Source organism: Bacillus sp. HMSC036E02, assembly GCF_001836235.1.
Taxonomy (GTDB): domain Bacteria; phylum Bacillota; class Bacilli; order Bacillales; family Bacillaceae_G; genus Bacillus_A; species Bacillus_A cereus.
The window spans coordinates 122532-145688 of the sequence record NZ_KV827869.1 but is presented as its reverse complement, the minus strand read 5'-3'; the positions used below and the strand labels follow the sequence as shown (position 1 = coordinate 145688).

Here is a 23157-nt window from a genome sequence, read left to right as displayed (position 1 = left end):
ACACGGGTTCGAATCCCGTACGGGTCATACAAAAAAGAGTCAGCATTATGCTGGCTCTTTTTTATTTTGTTAATCCTTTTTATTGCGTTACTTTCCAGAAATAAATAAAGGAATTTTGGAAAAGCTATGGTATGTATAAAAAGGAGGAAATAAATAATGACACGAGTTAGAGACTTAATGAGTACCCATATTGTACATTGTACACCGCTAGACAATGTATATGAGGCAGCTGTTAAAATGAAGGAAGAATCAGTTGGATTAATTCCAGTTGTTGAAAATGAGCAAGTTGTTGGGCTTGTTACTGATCGTGATTTAGTCGTTCGAGGGATTGCTGAAAAACATCCTGGATCTAATAAAATTACAAATGTAATGACAACAAATATTATCTCAGTTTCTCCAAATGATTCTATTGAAAAAGCTACAGAGCTAATGGCACAGCATCAAATTAGACGATTACCAGTAGTTGATAGTGGTCAACTTATTGGCATGTTAGCACTAGGAGATTTAGCTATAAGGGAATCAGCAGATGATCAAGCTGGATTTGCCTTGAGCGAAATCTCAGAGCATACAGAGTAAATTGAAACTTTTATTAACCGAGAGTCTAATGGTCACTCATAAAGAGCTAAATTATATATAAAGTTCAGATACATTATTCTAGTATATATGGATTAAACTAATATGTTAGCGTGATGTATCTGAGACATTATATAATAAGGATACGGTTAATAATTTCGACAGTTTTTTTTAATTTGTTATTCTTTATTTTTAATAAGAGAAAAGATGATATACTGATAGATATAAGTATTATGAGGGATTTTGAATATAACAATATTAATTTTTAGTGGTGCGATAATAAATTAATATTTCCTACATAGATGAAAAGGGAAGGGGAATTATATGAAGGCTGTACAGGGCGATCCAAATTGGAATTTGGTTACAGATACATATATAGAACCAAATAATTTCGCTGAATTATTTTCTTTGCTTGTACCTTGTCACCCAAAAGGTCAGGGGAAAGAACGAACTATATTAGTATGGAAAGAAAAAGAATTTTATAAAGAAGAAAATTTAGCGGCATTTATCGTATATGGCATGAATAAAGCAAAGAAATTACCGCAGTTTCATAAAGATGAAATTCCAACTTTAGTGCGTATCCTTCGCTTATGCCAAGAGATTGGTTGGTATGAAGAGGCAAATGATTTTATGATAGCGCAAGGATTAGCTGAGTTTGTTCATACTTCATTGGAATATGAAACATGGGATCTTTTGACGCAATCAGTTGCTTTAAATTATTTAATTATTAAATATCGTATAGGTGAATTGACAGATAGGGATATTGAAATTTGGGATAGAGTTAAATTTAATGAGAAGTGTATAACCGATTGTAAACATTTATTATCTCATAAAGAAGTATTGGAATTTACATTCTTTTATATGTGCAAGAGAGCGAAATCATTATCAAAAGAGCAATTAAATAGTGATATGATGAGTTTAGCAATGTATTGTAATACTTTTGTATATGATTTGTATACACATGATTTATTACGGAAATATCGTAAGTGTACAGATTTCCTATCATATTATGGACCTAGTCAGGCAGTTTTAGCATGTCAAAGAGCTGTATTATCTCAAATTTCCGATCGCTTAGACCCATTAAAGACAACGCATGTAGATGATTATTTATATGTGATGAAAGAAATGATGGAGCATATGACGATAGGAGTAATGGATCGATACGGTCATTTTATTGGAAAGCTACTATCTTATGTGCCATTTTTCGAAATGATACAAGTTCCACAGCATGCATATTATTGTGAAGAATTACTGTATATTTGTAAGGGAATTGAATATAAAGAAGAAACACTACGCAATTATATATTTATACAATTACATGATTGTTTACCATCATTCTTTAGGCTATTTCTTAAAAATAAGCGTTACGCAACGATTCATGATATTCTTTTCTATTGGTGCGATGACGAACAACGAATGAGCTTAGAGAAAAAATATAATCTGAGCTTTATTTATGAAAAATATGCTTGTGGATAAACAATATTTTCGATATGAAAAATTAATATAAATTAAAAAGGATCTCCAGTTTATGTGAGATCCTTTTTTGTTAGTAAAACAAGGAGAAAGTGATTAAGACAAGAAACAACATTCCATATAGGAGAAGTTGTTCAGTATAACTTCCTTGTATACCAAAAAAATTATTGGCTTTCTTATACAAATTCAATATGTATTTTATTGGAGTATCTTTGAAAGATTGGTACACAGTGTCTCCTCTTTCTAAGCTTCTTGTTCTTGTTTTTGTTTATAAGGGACATTAATATATCTAGCTACAAATAATAAAACAGCCATAAAGAATACTGGAAATACAGTAGATAAATAAAAGCCATTACTAATTATATTTGTTATGAGAGCACTCAAAAGAAATATAGCATTATAAATATGGGCAATTTTTTGTTTTAGTTGCACTTGAAATGATTCCATCATAATTTCTAATGCAACAAAAGCAATAATAATAGATAAAAATACAATGTTTGTATTGTAAATGATTAAACAGCAGATTAAACCTAAAAAGGCTACGTATTCAATTATAAGAGGTATATTGCGTGGCATACAATTTACCTAACTAAATATGGCAGTGGATTTACTGCATTTGTTTTTTCAAAATTCCATTCTCCATTATGTAATTCAAAATGAAGATGTTGCCCGTATGAATGACCTGTGTTTCCCATATGACCTATTAATTGTCCAGTTTGTACTTGATCACCAGCTTGTACAGTGCGATCCTTCATATGAGCATAAACAGTTGTATATAATTTCCCATTGATTTGATGCGCAATGAAAACAACATTGCCATAGCTAGCTGAATAATAAGATTTCACAACTTTACCTGCAGCAGCAGCTTGGATAGAGACGTTTCCTGGAGCAGCAATATCTATACCATAATGCATTTGTTCCCAGCGTATATCAAAGGTTGAGCTAATTCTTCCTTGAGCAGGGAATTTGAAAGCAGCTGGAATTGATGAAGGTTGATCTGTTTTAGCTTGTGGTTGATTTTGTACTACATAGTGTTTTGCTACATATCCGTATCCTGTGCCAAAACGAATTTTATACCAAGTTCCTACAGTTTCTACTACTTGTACTTGTGTACCGTTTTGTAATGAACCGAGTAGAGCGCTACTTGTACTAGCGTTGCTACGTACATTTAGATTAGGTGTTGCAACAGTATATTTTGTATTATTTTGAACGGTGATTCCTTTTACTAAGGGTTGTGAACCATTAGAGATGAATGCTTTTTGTACGTAACCTGTTTGGCCATTATGCGATATTTTATACCATTCGCCTTGATCTTCTTGAACGGTAATAAACTTGCCATTTGGTAATACATCTAAAATGGAAGATTCTAAATTAGGTTCAGAGCGAACGTTTAATGCATTAGCATTAACGATGTATTGATCATTAGAATGAAGTTTGTTTTTTAGTAAAATAGTATCTTTTTGTACATAACCTACTTTATTATGAACAGATACTTTATACCACTCATTAGTTGTTTCAAGGATGTTCACTTTTGTATTAAAGCGAATTGTATCAATTGATGTGCTTTTTACGTTATCTTCTGTATGTAATGCTACTTGATCGACTTTGACATACCCAGTTTTAATATTAGATAATTGTTCAGCGTTTGCTTTTTGTACATTTGTTTCACCCATAGAAGGAAGTAAAGAAGCAATCGCTACAGTAGTTGCTGTTAAAGCAGTAGCTTTCATATTCATGGAATAGAGACCTCCTCTAGTTGTATAGTTGTAATTTTATTATAGTATAAAGATATAATATAGTGGGTGTATTCACATAAATGTAATATGAAATCAATATAAAAATAAATTTTTTGAGGATAATGATTCCTTCTTATGCAATTAATTGGGGTTTTATTTTCTAAAATAGAATGTATGTATTGTATAACTTTGATATTATGTTGATAATTAAGAAAATTAAAAAAGTTGATGATGTCTTATTAGGGTGTTATACTGACAGTGATAATTTTATAGTTTGCTAGGAGAGCTGGTGTTGCCAGCTGAGAGTAGGCCGTAAGCCTTTGATCCTTTTTATTACCTGATCTAGATTATGCTAGCGTAGGGAAGCAATTCGGACACTAACAATGAGTCCCCGTTTCTTTGCGTATAGAAACGGGGCTTTTTTATTTAAAAATTTCATATTGAAACCACTAGGGGTGCTTGATTTGCTGAGAGAGGAATAATCCTTAACCCTTACAACACCTGATCTAGGTAATACTAGCGAAGGGAAGTGGAACATCGAATAAATGTATAACTTTATTTGCTGTAACCACTTCTTATATATAGAAGTGGTTTTTTATTTAGATACATATATTGAAAGGGGATAGAGAAATGAAATTTTGCGATAGATTATTAGAAACTGTGCAACCGGTTTGGGAGATGAGTCATAATCATCCGTTTGTAGTGGGTATGGGAGATGGCACGTTAGAAAAAGATAAATTCCAGTATTATATTATTCAAGATTATTTATATCTGCTAGATTATGCAAAGTTATATGCGATTGGTGTTGTAAAAGCAACGAATCCACAAGTAATGGGAAAGTTCGCTGAACAAATTGATGGAATATTAAATGGCGAAATGACAATCCATAAACAATATGCAAAAAGACTTGGAATTTCTATAGAGGAGATAGAGTCTGCGAAACCATCTGCTAAAAATTTAGCTTATACAAATTACATGATGTCTGTATCTCAAAATGGCACACTTGCGGAATTAATAGCAGCGCTTCTTCCATGTATGTGGAGCTATTGGGAAATTGGAAAGCGTTTAAATGATATTCCTGGAGCAAGAGATCATGAGTTTTTTGGTGAGTGGATTCAAGGATATAGTTCGGAAGAATACGGTAATCTGTGTATTTGGTTAATAGATTTATTAAATAAAATGGCAGTTGGAAAGTCTGAGACAGAACTAGAAAGATTAGAGGAGATTTTCTTATATTCCAGTCGATTTGAATATTTATTCTGGGATATGTCCTATCGTAAGGAGATGTGGGGATTTGAGGAGCAAGAACATACTACAGTTTCATAATGTTTCTTTTCATTACGATGAGAAACCAATCATCCATGAATTAAATGCTTCTATACATGAGAAAGAGTTTGTCAGTATTATCGGACCGAGTGGATGTGGGAAAAGTACTTTATTTCGCCTTATTACAGGTCTAGAAAAGGTAAGTACTGGACAGATAGAACTGACAGAAACAAAGCACCATCCTGTAGGATATATGCCGCAAAAAGATATGCTTTTGCCGTGGAGAACAATTATTGAGAATGCTGCCCTGCCGCTAGAGTGCCAAGGTGTACAGAAGAAAGAAGCACAAGTAAAGGCAAAGGAACTGTTACATAAATTTGGTTTGCAAGGGTATGAGAAAAAATATCCGAAAGATTTATCTGGTGGTATGAGACAACGTGTATCTTTTATTCGAACTTTATTAACAGGCGGGGAAATATTGCTGTTAGATGAACCATTTAGTGCGTTGGATGCTTTAACGAAGACCTCTTTGCAAGAATGGTTGTTTGAACAATGGCAAGAGTGGGAAAAAACAATTTTATTCATTACTCATGATGTTGAAGAAGCGTTATTTCTTTCAAACCGAGTTTTAGTAGTGGAACAGCAGCCGATAACGACTTTGACTGAGCGGACTGTACCGCTTGATCATAACAGAACACGAAAAGATTTATATAAACCGGAAGTATTAGCGCTGAAAGATGAGCTTCTTAGTATGTTACAAAGGCAGGTACTTGTGTGATGAACCGATTGAAAGAATTAGTTCCTGCTATTACACTTTCTAGTATTTTACTAGCAGTGTGGGAAATAGGAGCAAGAATTGTAGATGAGATGTACATTTTACCGTCACCTTCTGCGATTGTAATGAAGATATGGAAACTAAAAGACATATTATTTACAGTTCATTTACCTGCAACGTTATACGTCGTTTTAATAGGTGTTGTTATCTCTATCGTATTAGGTGTAGGGCTAGCGATGTTAATGAATGCGAGTACATGGATGGAGAGAGCATTTTATCCATTATTAGTTGCTTCACAAACGATTCCGATTACTGCGCTTGCTCCGCTATTTGTTTTATGGTTTGGATACACAATTTGGAGTAAGGTTGTTGTCACAGTTTTAATTACGTTTTTCCCAATTGCGGTCAATACGTATGATGGACTGCGTAGTACGAAAAAAGAATGGGAGGAGCTCTTAGTTACATATGGAGCAACAAAAAGAGATATTTTTCTCAAATTAAAGTTGCCATCTGCTCTTCCTTATTTTTTCTCAGCTTTAAAAATTGCAGTTCCGCTTAGTGTTATCGGAGCAGCAATTGGAGAATGGCTCGGTGCACAAGCTGGGCTTGGATATTTCAGTAAGAGAATGATGACGCAGTTAGATGGAGCTGGCGTATTTGCACCTATTGTATTGTTATCATTATTAGCTATTTTCTTCGTCGTAATTATTTCCATATTAGAAAAGAAATTCATTAGTTGGAGGAAGTATTCATGAAATTTTTAAAGCGCATCTTTGTGTTTACATTATTAATTGCAATAATTGCAGGATGTTCGAGTAATTCAGCATCAGACAAAAGTAAAAAAGAGAAAGAAATAACAGTCATGTTAGATTGGTATCCAAATGCGGTACATAGCTTTATCTATGCAGCAATTGAAAAAGGATACTTTAAAGAAGAAGGTGTAAAGGTAAATATTAAATTCCCTTCTAATCCGACTGATCCATTAACGCTGGCAGCAGCAGGGAAGGTGACAGTTGGCTTGTATTATCAGCCAGATGTTGTTATGGCGAGAGCGAATGAGCAAATTCCAGTGAAATCAATTGGAGCTGTCGTACGTTCACCATTAAATCATGTTGTATCACTTAAATCAGCGGGCATTCGATCACCGAAAGATTTAGAAGGAAAAACAGTAGGATACTCTGGAACACCTTTAAGTGAGATGTATTTAAAAACGATGGTAAAAGAAGCTGGTGGTAATCCTGATACAGTGAAAGTAGTTGATGTTGGCTTTGATTTAGTACCAGCATTAATTACGAAGAAAGTAGATGCGGTAACAGGGGCATACATTAACCATGAAGTACCTGTTATGCGTCATGAAGGCCATGAACCAGCGTACTTTAATCCAGCTGATTACGGAGTACCAAACTACCATGAGCTTGTGTTTGTAACAGGTGATAAAACGTTGAAAAAAGATAAAGAAGCGTTGCAAGCTTTCTTACGTGGTACGAAAAAGGGCTATGATTTCATGAAGAAAAACCCAGATGAAGCATTGAATATTTTATTAAATCATCAAGAAAAAGAAAACTTCCCACTTGTGCCAGAAGTTGAAAAGGAAAGTATGAAAATTTTATTAGAGAAGATGGAAACGAAAGATGAGCCATTTTTATCAGATTCAAAAGAATCTTGGGAGAAACAAAATAAGTGGCTGAAGGACAAAGGAATGACGAAAGAAACCGTCCCAGCCGATGAACTATTCGAAAATATTTTAAAGTAGGCGAATGAATATGAAAAATGAGCTCCACGTAATCTCAAATGGCCATATGCCATTCGAAGAGTTAGTGAATGTAGCGATGCAAATTGAGAGTGAGATTGATTATTTGCATATTCGTGAGCGTGAGAAGAGTACGAAGGAATTATATGAAGGTGTGGAAAGTCTATTAATGGAGGGCTTTCCGGCTTCTAAAATTGTCATAAACGATCGAATTGATATTGCAATTTTATTAAATATACCTCGTGTTCAACTAGGATATCGAAGTACAGATGTAAAGTCAGTGAAAGAAAAGTTTTCGTATTTGCATGTCGGTTATTCTGTGCATTCGCTAGATGAAGCAATAGTAGCTTTTAAAAATGGAGCGGATTCACTCGTTTATGGCCATGTATTTCCGACAGATTGTAAAAAAGGTGTGCCAGCGAGAGGGCTTGAAGAAATTTCAGACATTGCAAGGTGTTTATCTATACCGATTACAGCAATTGGAGGAATTACCCCAGAAAACACAGTGGATGTTCTTACTAACGGTGTAAGTGGTATAGCAGTTATGTCTGGGATTATAAGTAGTAGTAACCCGTATAGCAAAGCGAAATCTTATAAGGAATCAATAAGAAAGTGGGCGGAAAAACATGTGTAAGAAGTATGATGTAGCGATAATTGGCGGTGGTGTAATTGGTAGTTCAGTTGCACATTTTCTAGCAGAAAGAGGACATAAAGTAGCGATTGTAGAGAAGCAACAGATTGCATCTGAAGCCTCGAAAGCAGCCGCTGGTTTACTTGGGGTGCAGGCAGAATGGGATGAATATGACCCGCTATTTGACCTTGCTAGAGAAAGCCGTGCTATATTTCCACAACTTGCAGCAGTTTTACGTGAAAAGACGGGTATTGATATTGGATATGAAGAAAAAGGAATTTATCGTATTGCTCAAAATGCAGATGAGAAGGAAAGAATTCTTCACATTATGGATTGGCAGCAGAAAACAGGTGAAGATTCTTATTTTCTAACGGGAGACCATGTGCGGGAAAAAGAGCCATATCTATCCGAATCTATTATAGGAGCAGTATATTATCCGAAAGACGGTCATGTTATTGCACCAGAGCTTACGAAAGCATTCGCACATTCTGCGGCAATTTCCGGTGCTGATATATATGAACAGGCAGAAGTATTTGATATCCGTATTGAAAATAATAAAGTGACTGGAGTTATTACAAGTGAAGGTATTGTCACATGTGAGAAAGTCGTTATTGCAGGTGGTTCATGGAGCACGAAGTTACTAGGTTATTTTCACCGTGATTGGGGTACATATCCAGTTAAGGGAGAAGTGGTTGCGGTAAGAAGTAGAAAACAACTTTTAAAAGCACCTATTTTTCAAGAAAGATTTTACATTACTCCAAAGCGCGGTGGACGTTACGTAATTGGGGCAACAATGAAGCCACATACGTTCAATAAAACTGTGCAGCCAGAAAGTATAACTTCTATATTAGAGCGTGCTTATACAATATTGCCAGCTTTAAAAGAAGCAGAATGGGAAAGCACGTGGGCAGGATTACGACCACAATCGAATCATGAAGCTCCTTATATGGGAGAGCATGAAGAAATAAAAGGTTTATATGCTTGCACGGGCCATTATCGAAACGGTATTTTATTAAGTCCTATTTCTGGTCAATATATGGCCGATTTAATAGAAGGAAAGCAAGAGAATCATTTGCTAGATTCATTGCTTTCTAGAAGCGTTTAGAAAGGGGATGGAAGTTTGAATTTAAAAATTAATGGTAACCAAATTGAAGTGCCAGCGAGTGTAAAAACAGTAGCTGAGCTACTTACACATTTAGAGTTAGATAACAGAATTGTTGTAGTAGAGCGTAATAAAGATATTTTACAAAAAGATGATCATACAGATACATCTGTTTTTGATGGAGACCAAATTGAGATTGTAACTTTCGTAGGAGGCGGTTGATTATGTTAAACATTGGACCATTTTCATTTCATTCTAGACTTTTATTAGGAACAGGTAAATTCCCTGATTTTGACGTACAGCAAAAGGCAATTGACGTTTCTGAAGCTGAAATTTTAACGTTTGCAGTGCGTCGTATGGATATCTTTGATGCAAAGCAACCTAATTTATTAGAGAAACTTGATGTGAAAAAATATACGTTATTACCAAATACAGCAGGAGCAAAAAACGCTGAAGAGGCTGTTCGTATTGCAAAATTAGCAAAAGCCTCTGGGCTTTGTGACATGATAAAGGTAGAAGTTATTGGTGATGATAGAACGTTATTACCTGATCCGGTAGAAACGTTAAAGGCATCTGAAATGTTACTGGAAGAAGGATTTATCGTACTTCCGTATACATCTGATGATGTTGTATTAGCACGTAAATTACAAGAGCTTGGCGTGCATGCGATTATGCCAGGAGCATCTCCAATCGGATCAGGACTTGGTATTGTAAATCCATTAAATTTGAGCTTCATTATTGAACAAGCAACAGTACCAGTTATCGTTGATGCCGGTATTGGTAGCCCAGCTGATGCAGCATTTGCAATGGAATTAGGAGCAGATGGCGTGTTATTAAATACAGCTGTATCAGGAGCAAAAGATCCTATTAAAATGGCACAAGCAATGAAATTAAGTATTGAAGCAGGTCGTTTAGGATTTGAAGCAGGTCGTATTGCACGCAAGCGTTGTGCAACGGCAAGTAGTCCTTTAGAAGGAATGAGCGTAGTTGAATAATCGATATTCTCGCCAAGAACTATTTTCTCCAATTGGAGAAGAAGGACAGCAAAAGATAAGAGAAAAGCATGTGCTTATTATCGGTGCAGGTGCATTAGGTAGTGCAAATGCAGAGATGTTTGTAAGAGCAGGTGTTGGCAAGATAACAATTGTTGACCGTGATTATGTAGATTGGAGTAATTTACAAAGACAACAATTGTATGCAGAGAGCGACGTAAAGAATAATCTTCCAAAAGCTATAGCGGCTAAAAAACGTTTAGAAGAGATTAATAGTGATGTAACAATAGAAGCTCTCGTTCAAGATGTAACAGCTGAAGAGCTAGAAGAACTTGTTACAAATGTTGATGTAATTATTGATGCGACTGATAATTTTGAAACACGCTTTATTGTGAATGATATAGCACAAAAATATTCTATTCCATGGATTTACGGTGCATGTGTAGGTAGTTACGGTCTTTCTTACACAATCCTTCCTAGTAAAACACCATGTTTATCATGTTTATTACAGTCGATTCCGCTTGGCGGGGCAACATGTGATACAGCGGGTATTATATCACCTGCTGTATCTCTTGTCGTTTCTCATCAAGTAACAGAAGCTCTTAAACTGTTAGTAGAAGATTACGAATCACTTCGAGATGGGCTTGTATCGTTTGATATGTGGAAGAATGAGTATTCATGTATGAATGTGCAAAAGCTTCGCCAGCATAATTGTCCTTCATGCGGAGAGAATGCATTATATCCGTATTTAAATAAAGAGAACACATCAAAAACAGCAGTTTTATGCGGGCGAAATACAGTTCAAATTAGACCACCTCATAAAGAGGAAATGAATTTTGAACAATATAAAGAGTTGTTGGAAGGTCGTGTGAATGATTTAAATATAAATCCATATTTACTATCATTTTCTATTGAAGACAAGAGGTTAGTCGCCTTTAAAGATGGCCGTGTGCTCGTACATGGAACGAAAGATATAAGCGAAGCAAAAACGATTTATCATCGCTATTTTGGATAGAAAAGGATGAGTGGGATGAAAGTGAATAAAGCTTTAACAATTGCAGGGTCTGATAGCGGCGGCGGTGCTGGAATTCAGGCAGATTTAAAAACATTCCAAGAGCTTGGTGTATACGGAATGACGGCTATTACGGCAATTACTGCTCAAAACACGCTTGGCGTTCAAGGGGTATATCCTGTTCCGTTAGAAGGTATTACAGAACAGTTGAATTCAATTGGTACGGATTTAACACCAGATGCAGTGAAACTAGGAATGTTATTTAGTAGTGAAATAATTCAAATTGTTGCAGAACAAATTAAAAAGTTTGGCTGGAATAATATTGTGCTAGATCCCGTTATGATTGCAAAAGGCGGTGCATCATTATTACAGCAAGAAGCAGTTCAAGCATTAAAAGAATATTTATTACCAGTAGCAACTGTTATAACACCGAATGTCCCAGAAGCAGAAGTGTTAACTGGGATGGAGATTCATAATGTTGAAGATAGTAAGGAAGCTGCAAAAGTATTGCACGAATTAGGTGCTAAATATGTGCTTATGAAGGGCGGACATGCAGAATATCAAGGTAATGAAGTAATTGATTTCCTCTTTGATGGAGAAGAAATTATTGAGTTTAGAAGCGAGCGAATTCCTTCAAAGCAAACGCATGGAAGTGGGTGTACATTTGCTTCAGCGGTTACAGCAGGACTTGCGAAAGGATACTCAATTCAAGATGCTGTTCAAGAAGCAAAACGATTTATTAGTATAGCAATTGAAGAGCCATTGAATATTGGTAGTGGCCATGGACCGACGAATCATTTTGCATATAAAGTGAATAGAACGCGTGCATAGGTAAGTGAAAAGCCAGTTTTATAACTGGCTTTTTTTCTGTTTACTTTTTCAAAATACAGGAGTAATATATCAGCCAGAATACATTTTTTTGTAAACGCTGAGTCCAATTATATGGAGCGGAGGAACCAATTTGTGCGTAGGCACTAGGGGTGAATCTTTCAAGTTTGAAAGTAGGGCTACTCTCAAAGTCCGAATCCGACAGCTAACTTCGTAAGCGTCTTGAGAGAGGACGGTGCCATGATGGATACATCACTTCATCGATCTGATTAGTATAGGGGAATATCAATCTATGTTTGATTTCTTTTATACTAAGGAGGATGAGGTACATGGAACTAACACTTATTTGTGTTGGAGAAGAAAGTAAGGTAGATAGTTTAAGAGATCTAGTATCATTTCAACATGAGTTAATTATTTTTACAGCAAATGAAGAGATAGCGGCTGAAGTTAGGAATTGTGGGTTTGATTGGACTTATAGCTGCAGTAAGGAGCAGGACTTTACTAGTATTTGTGAGTGTATTAAGAAGGTGATTTTACTAGGGGATGAGCTTCCAATCGTTAGTTTTTTCACAGAACACATTCGCTTTTCTTTTCAAGCACCTATTACTGTTGTTACAAGGAATAAACGATATCCAGCGAGGCTCTATGAAACAATTGGAGCTAAGTTTGTCGTGTTTACAAATTGTGATAATATTTCTTTTTTATTTTTTGAATAGGGCGGGGGAAGAAATGATGAAGGTATTATTACTTGGAGATATAGCAAATCGTTGGGCAGTATCGGTAGAGCGAGTTCAAGAATTGGTTCAGATCGATCCCCTTTTTCCAGGGCCGTATATTATATTACCATCAAAAGATGCTTTGTATTTAGAGGTGGATATTACCGAGTATGAGCAGCTACATGCAGAATTGACACAAGTTTATATTCGCGGGAGAAATTTACGTGCATTTTTACGAGGAGAATAAAGGTTGAATAAAAAGAGCGAATGCTGAGTGCAACAAGCTATGCACTTCATCTCATTCGCTCTTTTTATTTCATATTTAAAAGGTCATTTTTAAGAAAAGAGAAGAGAAATAAAGAAAATAGATGAAATAATAGTAATAATCTTCAATGTAAGCGTTTAAATGAATGTAAATATTATTATTTTCAGTAATTTACCCCTTTACAAGTGAAATATAGAGGAGTATATTTACTCTCATAAATCATTCATAAAATTTCCAAAAAAACCTAAAATCGCTGAGTTCCAGAAATGGAGCGGGGGAACCAATTTTGTGCATCGTCACTTGGGGTGAATCTTTCAGTTTTGAAAGTAGGGCTACTCTTTAGGCCCGAATCCGACAGCTAACCTCGTAAGCGTTTAGAGAGGAGGTTTACTTTTTGTTGTTCATTTTTTGAACACTGAGTAGAGCTCAGTGTTCTTTTTTAATATTCAGATGGTAAATTTTAACAAAAACAAAGCGAGGGATAGCTATGTTAGATGTTGTAATGGTCGGGATTTTTATTTTATTAGTTGCATCAATGGCAAGTCTTGCAAGTTGGTCAGATAAAGTTGTGAAAGAAGGAAAGCAATCATGATGATTGTCTTATCAGTTATTGTCGCAGCAATTACAGTGTATTTAGTGTATGCATTATTAAATCCAGAGAAGTTTTAATTAGGGGGGAATCATTCATTATGATTTGGGTTGCAGTCATTATTACAATGCTCTTGTTTATTTTAGTAGCAAAGCCAATGGGGATTTATTTAGAAAAAGCTTTTCAAGGTAGCAAAATGCTAGATAAAGTATTCGGGCCTTTTGAAAAACTTATTTTTAAAATTACGGGTGTAAAAGAATACAATCAAACGTGGAAACAGTACGCATTATCATTAGTTTTACTCAACGGATTTATGATTGTTATTGTATATTTCATTTTCAGATTACAAGGTGTGTTGCCGCTAAATCCAGCGCATATTGAAGGGATGGAGCCTACGCTCGCTTTTAATACAGCGATTAGTTTTATGGCTGATACAAATTTACAGCATTATAGCGGTGAAAATGGTTTATCCTATTTATCACAATTAATCGGGATTACATTTTTAATGTTTGCGGCACCAGCAACGACATTAGCGCTCGTTATGGCTTTTATAAGAGGACTTGCTGGAAAAGAACTTGGTAACTTTTTCGTTGATTTTACGAGAGCGTTAACGAGAGTGTTTCTTCCTATGGCATTTATTGCGGCACTAGTTTTTGTCGCACTTGGCGTACCGCAAACGTTAGATGGAGCGGTTACAGCACAAACGATTGATGGGGCAAAACAAAGTATATTACGTGGACCTGTTGCATCATTTGTTTCCATTAAGGAACTTGGAAATAACGGCGGTGGATTTTTCGGAGCAAACTCTACGCATCCTTTTGAAAATCCAGGGCAAATGAGTAATATTTTGCAAATGATGCTTATGATGTTATTACCAACAGCACTTCCATTTACGTACGGACGAATGGTAGGAAATAAAAAACAAGGTCGCATCCTTTTCGTGTCACTATTTATGGTATTTTTACTAGGGTTTATAACGATTACGACATCTGAACTAAACGGGAACCCGGCATTAAATGGAATGAGTATCGAACATGTACAAGGAAGTACAGAAGGGAAAGAAGTACGATTTGGAACAGTATTTTCTTCACTATACGCAACAGTAACGACAGCTGCTGAAACTGGGGCTGTTAATACGATGCATGATACGTTAACACCAATTGGCGGTCTAGTTCCACTTGTAAATATGATGTTAAATACAGTGTATGGCGGCGTTGGAGCAGGCTTTGTAAACATTATTATGTATGCAATTATCGCGGTGTTTATATCTGGGTTAATGGTTGGACGGACACCAGAGTTTTTAGGTAAAAAGATTGAAGGTAAGGAAATGAAATTAATCGCGGTCACGATTTTATTTCATCCATTGCTCATTTTAGGATTTTCGGCATTAGCTCTTTCAACAAATTTAGGGACGGATGCTATCTCTCATTCCGGTTTTCATGGTTTAACGCAAGTTGTATATGAATATACATCGTCAGCTGCGAATAACGGATCTGGATTTGAAGGATTAGGAGATAATACACCGTTTTGGAATATTACGACTGGTTTAGTTATGTTTTTAGGACGCTACTTCAGTTTAATTACGATGCTAGCAGTGGCAGCTTCGCTGAAAGAAAAAACGGTAGTGCCAGAAACAGTCGGAACGTTCCGTACAGATAATAGTTTATTTGGTGGCATCTTCATCGGAACAATTGTAATTGTCGGTGCATTAACATTCTTCCCGATGTTAGTACTCGGTCCAATTGCAGAATTTCTTACATTGAAGTAATGGAGGGTAAATGATGAGACCGGTAGTAGTAAAAGAAAAACAATTAAATGAGTCACAAATACATGCTGTAGAAGATGAAGTTAGACAAGCGAAAACGATGGATCGTGATATCGTAACACATGCGATGAAGCAATCCGTTGCGAAATTGAATCCGAAAGTCATGATAAAGAATCCGATTATGTTCGTTGTGGAAATTGGATTTATCATTACGTTCATTTTATCTTTTCTTCCAAGTAGTTCTAGTAGTATACCAGGTTGGTTTAATATAACAGTTTCTCTCATTCTATTATTTACAGTTTTATTTGCGAATTTTGCAGAAGCATTAGCAGAAGGTCGTGGTAAAGCGCAAGCCGATTCTTTAAAGCAGTCGAAGAAAGATGTGTTTGCAAATGTAGTAAAAGAAAATGGAGACATTGTCCAAGTTTCAGCAACTGATCTTAGAAAAGGTGACGTTGTTATCGTAAAACAAGGAGAAATGATTCCGAATGATGGCGAAGTAATCAAAGGATTAGCATCTGTAGATGAATCTGCAATTACAGGGGAATCAGCTCCTGTTATAAAAGAAGCAGGCGGTGATTTTTGTTCCGTAACAGGTGGAACGATGGTCGTAAGTGATGAAATTACAATTGTCATTACGAGTAATCCTGGTGAATCATTTATCGACAAAATGATTTCTTTAGTAGAAGGAGCTGCTCGTCAAAAAACGCCGAATGAGATTGCTTTAAATACAGTATTAACGAGCTTAACTCTTATTTTCTTGATCGTCGTTGTGACGTTGCCGATTTTTACAAATTATTTAGGGTTTCAAATTGATACTGCTGTGCTAGTTGCATTATTAGTTTGTTTAATTCCAACGACAATTGGTGGGCTATTATCGGCAATTGGTATTGCTGGGATGGACCGTGTGACAAAGTTTAACGTGTTAGCGATGTCGGGGAAAGCAGTAGAAGCTGCTGGCGATATTAATACAATTATTTTAGATAAAACAGGTACAATTACTTTTGGGAACCGGATGGCTCATACATTATTGCCTGTAGGAAATGAAACGATTGAGCAAGTTGGAAAGTGGGCCGCTATTAGTTCTGTTTTAGATGAAACACCAGAAGGTCGATCTGTTATCGAGTATGTGCAGGGAAAATCTATATCATATAATAGAGAACTTGCAGAACAAGGTGATTTTGTTCCGTTTAAAGCAGAAACGAGAATGAGTGGTGTTGATTTACAAGACGGAACGAAAGTGAGAAAAGGTGCTGTAGGTGCCGTTATTGAATGGGTTGAGTCACAAGGCGGAATAATTCCGAAAGATGTAAATCAAAAAGCAGACTTAATTTCAAAAGAGGGCGGAACACCACTTGTAGTTGCAGTAGATAATCGTATTTACGGTTTAATTTATTTAAAGGATACAGTAAAACCGGGTATGCGTGAGCGTTTTGAACAGTTACGCCAAATGGGGATTAAAACGGTTATGTGTACAGGTGATAATCCGTTAACGGCAGCAACGATTGCAAAAGAAGCTGGAGTAGATGAATTCGTTGCTGAGTGTAAACCGGAAGATAAAATTGCTGTTATTAAAGCAGAGCAAGATAAAGGGAAACTTGTAGCGATGACAGGTGATGGTACAAATGATGCTCCGGCATTAGCGCAGGCCGACGTTGGATTAGCGATGAACAGTGGTACGACAGCAGCGAAAGAAGCGGCCAACATGATTGATCTAGACTCGAATCCAACGAAAATTATTGAGGTTGTAGGAATCGGTAAGCAATTGTTAATGACGCGAGGTGCGTTAACGACGTTTAGTATTGCGAATGATATAGCGAAATATTTTGCAATCATTCCAGCAATGTTTACACTTGCGATTCCGCAAATGGAAGCATTGAACATTATGAAATTAACATCACCATTGTCAGCGATTTTATCAGCATTAATATTTAACGCTGTTATTATTCCATTACTCATTCCGTTAGCGATGAAAGGTATTGCATATAAACCGATGAGTTCTAATGCATTGCTTAGCCGAAACTTACTTATTTATGGGCTTGGTGGAGTTATCGTTCCGTTCATTGGAATTAAGGTAATTGATATGATTGTCGGCTTGTTTATATAAGGAAGAGGGGAAAAAGATGGAGAAGAAACAAAGTATACTATCACCAATTATCCGTATTACTTTTACATTTCTAGTATTGTGTGGACTTGTATACCCACTTATTGTTACTGGTATTGCACAAGCAGTGATGAAGGATAATGCGGATGGAAGTCTAATATATAATGATAAAAATGAAGTGATTGGTTCTAAATTAATTGGTCAAAACTTCACGGATCCACGTTATTTTCAAGGGCGTGTTTCTAGTATTGAATATAAGGCTGAAGCATCTGGTTCAAATAACTATGCACCATCTAATCCAGATTTAGCAAAGCGAGTAGAGAAAAGTATTGCGGACTGGAAGGAAAAAAATCCAGCTGTTCCAGTTACAGAAGTACCGATAGATTTAGTGACAAATTCAGGTTCAGGGCTTGATCCTGATATTAGTCCAAAGGCGGCCTCGGTGCAGGTGAATCGCATCTCAAAATTAACGAATATTCCGAAAGAAAAACTTAATCAATTGATTAAAGATCAAACAGAAGGTGCTGCGCTTGGTTTATTTGGAGAGACCCGCGTAAACGTCTTAAAGCTAAATTTGGCATTACAGAAATTAATGAAATAGTAACAGTGCTACCTCAATCTAATGGATTGAGGTAGCGTTGTTTCGAATGAAAGGTAGTGTTTATTTTGTATGCAGATGATTATGAACCGAAGTTTCAAAGGCGAACGCCAGAGGAATATTTAGAATATATTCGTCAGCAAAATCGCGGAAAGTTAAAGCTATATGTCGGAGCAGCTCCAGGCGTAGGAAAAAGTTATAAAATGCTCTTTGATGCAAGAGAAATGAAAAAAGATGGAATTGATATTGTAATTGGTTTAATTGAAACGCATGGAAGAAAAGAGACGGAAGAAGCAATTGCTTATTTAGAAAAAGTTCCTTTAAAAGAAATACAGTATAAAGGAAAGGTATTTTATGAGCTTGATGTGGAAGGAATAAAAAAACGCGCGCCGCAAGTAGTCATAGTGGATGAACTTGCTCATAGTAATGTTCCTGGTTCTAAATATAAGAAACGTTATATGGATGTGCAGGAATTGTTAGAGGCTGGTATATCGGTATTATCAGCTTTTAATATTCAACATTTAGAAAGTGTTCATGATATTGTAGCTCAAATTACGAATGTAAAAGTAAGAGAACGAATTCCAGATTTTATTTTACAAAAAGCAAATGAAATTCAGCTCGTTGATGCAACGCCTGAGGTATTAAGGAAGAGACTAATAGACGGAAAGATATATAAAGAAGAAAAAATTCAGCAAAGCTTACAAAACTTCTTTACACTTAATAATTTAGGAGCACTTAGGGAATTATCACTTCGAGAAGTTGCTGATGATATGGACGAGAAAATTAGCCAAACAGTAATAGAACCAATTGGCGTAAAAGAAAAAATTCTCGTTTGTGTACAATACAGTTCAACAGCGGAGAAATTAATAAGACGGGGATGGCGCATGGCTGATCGGTTAAATGCTGAATTGTACGTATTAAACGTTGAGAGGGAAAATATAGATTCTATTTCAGCTGGAAAAAAGCAGACGATTGAAGAGTGGAAATCGTTAACCAATCAATTTGATGCGAGTTTTGTATTAGAAGAGGCGAAAGGGAGAAAACCAGCGGATGTTATTATTGAAGTCGCAAGAAGATTACAAGTGACGCAAATTTTACTTGGACAATCTGCAAGAACAAGGTGGGAAGAAATACGAAAAGGCTCTATTGTAAATGAAATTATGAGACAAACAAAGTATATTGATATTCATATTGTTGCGGATCAAAGAGGGTAAAATAGAGCCGACATTTTGGGGGCTCTATTTTAATTTTTGTACAGCATGAAAACTTAGCATTTTCATTGCATATAAGATTACAAGTAAAAACATAATTGCGCCTAGGAAGAAAATCCAAAAGTAATTTTGGTTAAATAAAAGAAATCCACCTATAAGTGGCCCTGTACCCATACCAAGATAGCGGATGAAGTTGTATATACCGATAGCTGTTGCACGTTCTTGTACGAATTCTTCTGTTAATAAAGTAGTGTGAGTTGGCATAGAAAGTCCCATACTAAAACCGTACAAAGATGTAACGATAATGATGAAGGGGATATTGATGCTATATGTGAAAGAGAATAAAACGACACATATAATATTGAAGAAACTCGTAATAAATAAAGCTTGCTTTGTTGTGAGGCGTTTTTGCAAAAACTTGTAGCAAAAACTTCCTAGCATGATAGAAAGAGACATTGGTACAAACATAAGACCAATTTTATTTACAGTTAAATGAAATGAATTTGTTAAAATACTCGGTAAAAAAACGAGAAAGCAAAAGTAAATACAAAATTGAATGAAGCCAATAAGAGTAATAGAAAATCCAGTTTTATTTTTTAAGATAAGAGAGTAATTCTTTTGTGCTTTAGACTGCTTAATTACACTTGGCTTTGTTTCTGGAAGTAGTGAAATGTTTATCATTAATAAGATAATGCCAAGTGTAGATAAAAAGAGAAATACAGATAAGTGACCATTTATACTGCCAAGATAACCACCTATGAGAGGAGCCATTGCAGGTGCGAGGGCAAGTAACATTTGGTATAGGCTCATCGCTTCTCCGCGTTCTTTTCCTTCAAATAAATCGCCGATAATCGTTGCTGAAACTACAGGTATAGCCGCTATTCCTATAGCTTGAACAGCTCTAAAAAAGAGAAATAAATAAATGTTTGCCGAAAAAGCACATCCGATTGAAGCAATCGTACTAATAATTAAACTAGGAATAAGGACAGATTTTCTCCCTTTTGTATCAATTAAAGGGCCATATATGAGCTGCATAATCGCAAGAACGAATGTAAAAAGTGAAACTGTTACATTTACAAGATAAAGAGAAGTATGAAAAGAATTTTGAATCATCGGTAAGATAGGTGTGTAAATATTTTGAGCGAAGGAACCGAATAAGGCACTAATACAGATAACATATAAAATGAAATTTAGTTTAGATTTTTTCATCTTGTTAACCCCCTTGTAATTTAGTTTCCTAGGAAACTAAATTTATTTTAACATGATTTTCTCACTTGTAAAGATGAAAAAATAATTTTAAAATGGTATATAGTTAAATTGTTTCTTCGGAAACTTAGGAGGCGAACGGATTGAAGCATGCAACGAAGCAAATGGAAATACTGTCGGACATTCGTACACTTTTGCATAAAAAAGAAGAACATTTAAAACGACAAAACGAGAAGTTTCTTCGTGAGACAGGTGTAAGTAGTATGTCTTTATCTGAGTTACATGTAATCGAATGTATCGGAAAAAATGGTTTGATGAATGTAACGGCAATTACGACAGAAATGGGCATGACGAAGGGAGCAATCTCTAAAATTTGTACAAAGTTGTTTCAAAAGCAATTCGTTGAGAAGATGCAAATGTTAGATAATCAAAAAGAAATCTTCTTCCGCTTAACGGAAAGTGGGAATGAAATATATAAAGCTCATGAAAAATTGCATAAGCAAGCTGAAGAAAAGTGGTTGTTACTTTTAGATGGATATACGAAAGAAGAGCAAGACTTTATTCAAAGGTTTATAAAGGATGTCTCCAATCATTTGGAAATATAATTGGAAGAAAAAACTCCTTCTTCTCAAGTCTTTTAAATATAATTTCTGAAAGAACTCATATATAATAGAAAAAGATACTTAACATGGTGAATAATTAAAGAGTCAATATATATAGAGGAGAGAGTAACATGCTTGAAAATACGGGGTTAGTATTAGAAGGCGGCGGTATGCGTGGTGTGTACACGGGCGGGATATTAGAATACTTTATGGAACAAGATTTATATTTTCCATATGTAATCGGTGTATCAGCTGGTGCTTGTCATGCAGCGTCGTATCTTTCCAGACAAAGAAATAGAAATAAAACGGTCAATATTGATTATGCATCACATCCGAAATATTTATCGTATAAAAACTTATGGAGAAAACGTCAGCTATTTGATATGGATTTCATTTTTCATGAAATTCCAGAAAAGTATGTGCCGTTTGATTTTGAAACATACTTTAATAGCCCGGAACGTTTCCTTGTAGGAACGACGGATTGTGAAACAGGGCAATCTGTTTATTTTGAAAAAGAAGGAACGAATGATGATGCGCTAAATTTATTACAAGCGTCTAGTTCATTGCCTTTCATTGCACCGGTAGTAAATTACCGCGGTAAACAACTGTTAGATGGCGGGATTTCTGATCCAATTCCAGTTCGTAAAGCGCAAGAGGATGGATTTAAAAAATCAGTCGTTATTTTAACGAGAAATCATGGCTACGCGAAGAAAAAATCAAGGTTTGGATGGGTTGCAGCGAAAGCTTATAAAAAATATCCGAACCTTGTTAACACGATGCTGAATCGTTATGAAGTGTATAATGAAACACTTCACTATATTGAAAAAGAAGAACAAGCTGGCAATTTATTTGTTATTCGCCCAGAAGTGCCGCTTCAAGTAGATCGTATGGAAAAAGATACAGCAAAACTACAAAATTTATACGAGCAAGGCTATGAAGATGCAAAGAGACAGTTTGCAGATTTAAAGGCGTTCTTGCAAAAATAAGTATTAGGCTGCGGAGAAGAGTTTCTCCGCAGCTTTTTTATATTGCTACTTATACGTTACTTTTTAAAAATGTATGAATGTTTAAGTGTTTAAAGAGTTTGTAAAACACCGGGGTTTCTTGTTGAGGAGAATTTATTTGAAGGATATTATGATGATGTAGCGCTACTAAACTATTAAATTTATGAGGTGATTGTTAATGAAAGGAAAAGTTTTTTCAATTACGACTTTAGTATTATTAGCAACATCAACCTCAACAAGTGCATTCTATCCAACTCTAAGCGGTAACCTACTATATTAGATGATTATACAGTTGTTGACAATGTAATGCTTCCGCTTATATATAGAAGAATTTCTCATAAGAAACGTATGCAAATATCAAAAAAAATGCTGAAAATGGTAGGGCTTGAGAGGCATATTAACAAATATCCTTACGAGTTATCAGGAGGAGAACAGCAAAGAACAGCAATAGCAAGGGCTTTAGCACAAGATACAAAAATTATACTTGCTGATGAACCGACTGGTGCTCTTGATCAAGAAAATGGGGAGAAAATTATGAGTATTTTACAAGAGATTAATAAAGAAGGAAAAACAGTGCTAGTTGTTACACATGATCAAAAGGTAGCTGCATATTGTCAGAGGACGATACGGTTACTTGATGGTTGCATGGTATAATATGGATAATGTTATGTGAAGAGGTGATACATATGGAAAATGTCTATAAAGGACTTAGGCATATTGGGTTTATTATGATGTTTATTTTTGGTAGCGTATTTTTACTTCGCTGGTTTATTCATGATGAAATGTTAATAGATCAACTTATTGGTTTTAGTGTGGGCATAGTAATGGTTATTTCATCAGTTTTCATTCAAAAGTATAGTAAAGAATTAAAGGTAGAAGAGAAGTATTAAAAGGTTATAACCTTCTTCATATTTTGAATGATTGTTGTAAAAGAAAAGTAGAGCATCGGATTTCGATGC

Annotated in this window: 26 protein-coding genes, 1 pseudogene and 4 riboswitches; of the genes and pseudogenes, 24 read left to right on the top strand and 3 right to left on the bottom strand. The window is 35.5% G+C overall.

Annotated features, from left to right (window positions below; genetic code table 11):
• Positions 1-156: 156 nt before the first annotated feature.
• Both HMPREF2590_RS25035 and HMPREF2590_RS25030 read left to right on the top strand, forming a co-directional pair.
• Entirely contained in the window at positions 157-576 is a 420-nt protein-coding gene (locus tag HMPREF2590_RS25035; RefSeq protein ID WP_000199010.1) for a CBS domain-containing protein, read from the top strand.
• 321 nt (positions 577-897) lie between these two features.
• Positions 898-2049: a DUF3965 domain-containing protein gene (locus tag HMPREF2590_RS25030; RefSeq protein WP_000648920.1), complete on the top strand. Its 1152-nt coding sequence runs from the start codon at positions 898-900 to the stop codon at positions 2047-2049.
• Positions 2050-2289: 240 nt separating this feature from the next.
• On the opposite strand, the gene HMPREF2590_RS25020 is transcribed toward HMPREF2590_RS25030, so the two are convergent.
• Positions 2290-2622 carry a hypothetical protein gene (locus tag HMPREF2590_RS25020; protein ID WP_001137821.1) on the bottom strand — a complete coding sequence of 111 codons (333 nt, stop codon included), beginning with the start codon at positions 2620-2622 and terminating at the stop codon, positions 2290-2292.
• Between the two features lie 5 nt (positions 2623-2627).
• The gene (locus HMPREF2590_RS25015; RefSeq protein ID WP_001056034.1) at positions 2628-3782 is read right to left on the bottom strand and encodes an SH3 domain-containing protein; all 1155 of its coding nucleotides are present in this window, start codon (positions 3780-3782) and stop codon (positions 2628-2630) included.
• Between the two features lie 269 nt (positions 3783-4051).
• Positions 4052-4163: riboswitch (TPP riboswitch) on the top strand.
• 60 nt (positions 4164-4223) lie between these two features.
• A riboswitch (TPP riboswitch) is annotated at positions 4224-4327 on the top strand.
• 85 nt (positions 4328-4412) lie between these two features.
• On the opposite strand from HMPREF2590_RS25015, the gene tenA reads away from it, so the two are divergent.
• From tenA to kdpDN, 18 genes are all read left to right on the top strand, one after another.
• On the top strand, positions 4413-5108 hold the full coding sequence (gene tenA / locus HMPREF2590_RS25010; RefSeq protein ID WP_000666830.1) for a thiaminase II: 696 nt from the start codon (positions 4413-4415) through the stop codon (positions 5106-5108).
• The gene (locus tag HMPREF2590_RS25005; protein WP_001256793.1) at positions 5077-5826 is read left to right on the top strand and encodes an ABC transporter ATP-binding protein; all 750 of its coding nucleotides are present in this window, start codon (positions 5077-5079) and stop codon (positions 5824-5826) included. The genes tenA and HMPREF2590_RS25005 overlap by 32 nt, the downstream gene beginning before the upstream one ends.
• Positions 5826-6578, top strand: a complete 753-nt coding sequence (locus tag HMPREF2590_RS25000) for an ABC transporter permease (protein WP_001080856.1) — start codon at positions 5826-5828, stop codon at positions 6576-6578. Before HMPREF2590_RS25005 ends, HMPREF2590_RS25000 begins: the two co-directional genes overlap by 1 nt.
• The gene (locus tag HMPREF2590_RS24995) at positions 6575-7576 is read left to right on the top strand and encodes an ABC transporter substrate-binding protein (protein ID WP_000670418.1); all 1002 of its coding nucleotides are present in this window, start codon (positions 6575-6577) and stop codon (positions 7574-7576) included. The genes HMPREF2590_RS25000 and HMPREF2590_RS24995 overlap by 4 nt, the downstream gene beginning before the upstream one ends.
• A 10-nt stretch (positions 7577-7586) precedes the next feature.
• Positions 7587-8207: a thiazole tautomerase TenI gene (gene tenI, locus HMPREF2590_RS24990; RefSeq protein WP_000787169.1), complete on the top strand. Its 621-nt coding sequence runs from the start codon at positions 7587-7589 to the stop codon at positions 8205-8207.
• Complete coding sequence (gene thiO / locus HMPREF2590_RS24985) at positions 8200-9309, top strand: glycine oxidase ThiO (RefSeq protein ID WP_000335182.1); 1110 nt, start codon at positions 8200-8202, stop codon at positions 9307-9309. The genes tenI and thiO overlap by 8 nt, the downstream gene beginning before the upstream one ends.
• A 15-nt stretch (positions 9310-9324) precedes the next feature.
• Positions 9325-9528, top strand: a complete 204-nt coding sequence (gene thiS, locus HMPREF2590_RS24980; RefSeq protein ID WP_001049502.1) for a sulfur carrier protein ThiS — start codon at positions 9325-9327, stop codon at positions 9526-9528.
• Positions 9529-9530: 2 nt separating this feature from the next.
• Complete coding sequence (thiG, locus tag HMPREF2590_RS24975) at positions 9531-10301, top strand: thiazole synthase (RefSeq protein WP_000931981.1); 771 nt, start codon at positions 9531-9533, stop codon at positions 10299-10301.
• Positions 10294-11313 (top strand): thiazole biosynthesis adenylyltransferase ThiF, encoded by a 1020-nt coding sequence (thiF, locus tag HMPREF2590_RS24970; protein ID WP_001065422.1) that lies wholly within the window; start codon positions 10294-10296, stop codon positions 11311-11313. The genes thiG and thiF overlap by 8 nt, the downstream gene beginning before the upstream one ends.
• A gap of 15 nt (positions 11314-11328) precedes the next feature.
• On the top strand, positions 11329-12141 hold the full coding sequence (thiD, locus tag HMPREF2590_RS24965) for a bifunctional hydroxymethylpyrimidine kinase/phosphomethylpyrimidine kinase (protein ID WP_050821632.1): 813 nt from the start codon (positions 11329-11331) through the stop codon (positions 12139-12141).
• Positions 12142-12226: 85 nt separating this feature from the next.
• Positions 12227-12374: riboswitch (cyclic di-AMP (ydaO/yuaA leader) on the top strand.
• Positions 12375-12467: 93 nt separating this feature from the next.
• Complete coding sequence (locus HMPREF2590_RS24960; protein WP_000424067.1) at positions 12468-12854, top strand: hypothetical protein; 387 nt, start codon at positions 12468-12470, stop codon at positions 12852-12854.
• Positions 12855-12867: 13 nt separating this feature from the next.
• Complete coding sequence (locus HMPREF2590_RS24955) at positions 12868-13101, top strand: hypothetical protein (protein WP_001985933.1); 234 nt, start codon at positions 12868-12870, stop codon at positions 13099-13101.
• A gap of 259 nt (positions 13102-13360) precedes the next feature.
• Positions 13361-13506: riboswitch (cyclic di-AMP (ydaO/yuaA leader) on the top strand.
• Positions 13507-13606: 100 nt separating this feature from the next.
• On the top strand, positions 13607-13711 hold the full coding sequence (locus HMPREF2590_RS24950; RefSeq protein WP_000887894.1) for a SipW-dependent-type signal peptide-containing protein: 105 nt from the start codon (positions 13607-13609) through the stop codon (positions 13709-13711).
• The gene (gene kdpF / locus HMPREF2590_RS24945) at positions 13708-13788 is read left to right on the top strand and encodes a K(+)-transporting ATPase subunit F (RefSeq protein ID WP_000973728.1); all 81 of its coding nucleotides are present in this window, start codon (positions 13708-13710) and stop codon (positions 13786-13788) included. The genes HMPREF2590_RS24950 and kdpF overlap by 4 nt, the downstream gene beginning before the upstream one ends.
• 20 nt (positions 13789-13808) lie before the next feature.
• Positions 13809-15476, top strand: a complete 1668-nt coding sequence (kdpA, locus tag HMPREF2590_RS24940) for a potassium-transporting ATPase subunit KdpA (protein ID WP_050821633.1) — start codon at positions 13809-13811, stop codon at positions 15474-15476.
• Positions 15477-15489: 13 nt separating this feature from the next.
• Positions 15490-17580, top strand: coding sequence for a potassium-transporting ATPase subunit KdpB (gene kdpB, locus HMPREF2590_RS24935; RefSeq protein WP_050821635.1), 2091 nt, complete (start codon positions 15490-15492; stop codon positions 17578-17580).
• A gap of 16 nt (positions 17581-17596) precedes the next feature.
• Complete coding sequence (kdpC, locus tag HMPREF2590_RS24930; protein WP_000412596.1) at positions 17597-18178, top strand: K(+)-transporting ATPase subunit C; 582 nt, start codon at positions 17597-17599, stop codon at positions 18176-18178.
• 56 nt (positions 18179-18234) lie between these two features.
• Positions 18235-19389 (top strand): KdpD-like non-kinase potassium sensor, encoded by a 1155-nt coding sequence (gene kdpDN / locus HMPREF2590_RS24925; RefSeq protein ID WP_080989179.1) that lies wholly within the window; start codon positions 18235-18237, stop codon positions 19387-19389.
• A gap of 24 nt (positions 19390-19413) precedes the next feature.
• Here kdpDN and HMPREF2590_RS24920 read toward each other — a convergent pair whose 3' ends face one another.
• Positions 19414-20595 (bottom strand): MFS transporter, encoded by a 1182-nt coding sequence (locus HMPREF2590_RS24920; protein WP_000748711.1) that lies wholly within the window; start codon positions 20593-20595, stop codon positions 19414-19416.
• A gap of 140 nt (positions 20596-20735) precedes the next feature.
• Here HMPREF2590_RS24920 and HMPREF2590_RS24915 point away from each other — a divergent pair, with 140 nt between their 5' ends.
• The 4 genes and pseudogenes from HMPREF2590_RS24915 to HMPREF2590_RS24900 all read left to right on the top strand — a co-directional run bounded on the left by HMPREF2590_RS24915 (position 20736) and on the right by HMPREF2590_RS24900 (position 23088).
• Complete coding sequence (locus tag HMPREF2590_RS24915) at positions 20736-21197, top strand: MarR family transcriptional regulator (protein WP_000679679.1); 462 nt, start codon at positions 20736-20738, stop codon at positions 21195-21197.
• 128 nt (positions 21198-21325) lie between these two features.
• Positions 21326-22180, top strand: a complete 855-nt coding sequence (locus HMPREF2590_RS24910; protein WP_000892691.1) for a patatin-like phospholipase family protein — start codon at positions 21326-21328, stop codon at positions 22178-22180.
• Between the two features lie 288 nt (positions 22181-22468).
• Positions 22469-22852 (top strand): annotated as a pseudogene (locus HMPREF2590_RS24905) (ABC transporter ATP-binding protein); the annotation flags it as partial.
• Positions 22853-22884: 32 nt separating this feature from the next.
• Complete coding sequence (locus tag HMPREF2590_RS24900) at positions 22885-23088, top strand: hypothetical protein (RefSeq protein ID WP_000432804.1); 204 nt, start codon at positions 22885-22887, stop codon at positions 23086-23088.
• Positions 23089-23157: the final 69 nt, after the last annotated feature.

What these genes read in the sequence shown, in the direction of transcription:
- HMPREF2590_RS25035 (WP_000199010.1), top strand. Translation starts at nt 157, where the DNA reads ATGACACGAGTTAGAGACTTAATGAGTACCCATATTGTACATTGTACA.
- HMPREF2590_RS25030 (WP_000648920.1), top strand. Translation starts at nt 898, where the DNA reads ATGAAGGCTGTACAGGGCGATCCAAATTGGAATTTGGTTACAGATACA.
- HMPREF2590_RS25020 (WP_001137821.1), bottom strand. Translation starts at nt 2,622, where the DNA reads ATGCCACGCAATATACCTCTTATAATTGAATACGTAGCCTTTTTAGGT.
- HMPREF2590_RS25015 (WP_001056034.1), bottom strand. Translation starts at nt 3,782, where the DNA reads ATGAATATGAAAGCTACTGCTTTAACAGCAACTACTGTAGCGATTGCT.
- tenA (WP_000666830.1), top strand. Translation starts at nt 4,413, where the DNA reads ATGAAATTTTGCGATAGATTATTAGAAACTGTGCAACCGGTTTGGGAG.
- HMPREF2590_RS25000 (WP_001080856.1), top strand. Translation starts at nt 5,826, where the DNA reads ATGAACCGATTGAAAGAATTAGTTCCTGCTATTACACTTTCTAGTATT.
- HMPREF2590_RS24995 (WP_000670418.1), top strand. Translation starts at nt 6,575, where the DNA reads ATGAAATTTTTAAAGCGCATCTTTGTGTTTACATTATTAATTGCAATA.
- tenI (WP_000787169.1), top strand. Translation starts at nt 7,587, where the DNA reads ATGAAAAATGAGCTCCACGTAATCTCAAATGGCCATATGCCATTCGAA.
- thiO (WP_000335182.1), top strand. Translation starts at nt 8,200, where the DNA reads ATGTGTAAGAAGTATGATGTAGCGATAATTGGCGGTGGTGTAATTGGT.
- thiG (WP_000931981.1), top strand. Translation starts at nt 9,531, where the DNA reads ATGTTAAACATTGGACCATTTTCATTTCATTCTAGACTTTTATTAGGA.
- thiD (WP_050821632.1), top strand. Translation starts at nt 11,329, where the DNA reads ATGAAAGTGAATAAAGCTTTAACAATTGCAGGGTCTGATAGCGGCGGC.
- HMPREF2590_RS24960 (WP_000424067.1), top strand. Translation starts at nt 12,468, where the DNA reads ATGGAACTAACACTTATTTGTGTTGGAGAAGAAAGTAAGGTAGATAGT.
- HMPREF2590_RS24955 (WP_001985933.1), top strand. Translation starts at nt 12,868, where the DNA reads ATGATGAAGGTATTATTACTTGGAGATATAGCAAATCGTTGGGCAGTA.
- HMPREF2590_RS24950 (WP_000887894.1), top strand. Translation starts at nt 13,607, where the DNA reads ATGTTAGATGTTGTAATGGTCGGGATTTTTATTTTATTAGTTGCATCA.
- kdpF (WP_000973728.1), top strand. Translation starts at nt 13,708, where the DNA reads ATGATGATTGTCTTATCAGTTATTGTCGCAGCAATTACAGTGTATTTA.
- kdpA (WP_050821633.1), top strand. Translation starts at nt 13,809, where the DNA reads ATGATTTGGGTTGCAGTCATTATTACAATGCTCTTGTTTATTTTAGTA.
- kdpB (WP_050821635.1), top strand. Translation starts at nt 15,490, where the DNA reads ATGAGACCGGTAGTAGTAAAAGAAAAACAATTAAATGAGTCACAAATA.
- kdpC (WP_000412596.1), top strand. Translation starts at nt 17,597, where the DNA reads ATGGAGAAGAAACAAAGTATACTATCACCAATTATCCGTATTACTTTT.
- HMPREF2590_RS24920 (WP_000748711.1), bottom strand. Translation starts at nt 20,595, where the DNA reads ATGAAAAAATCTAAACTAAATTTCATTTTATATGTTATCTGTATTAGT.
- HMPREF2590_RS24910 (WP_000892691.1), top strand. Translation starts at nt 21,326, where the DNA reads ATGCTTGAAAATACGGGGTTAGTATTAGAAGGCGGCGGTATGCGTGGT.
- HMPREF2590_RS24900 (WP_000432804.1), top strand. Translation starts at nt 22,885, where the DNA reads ATGGAAAATGTCTATAAAGGACTTAGGCATATTGGGTTTATTATGATG.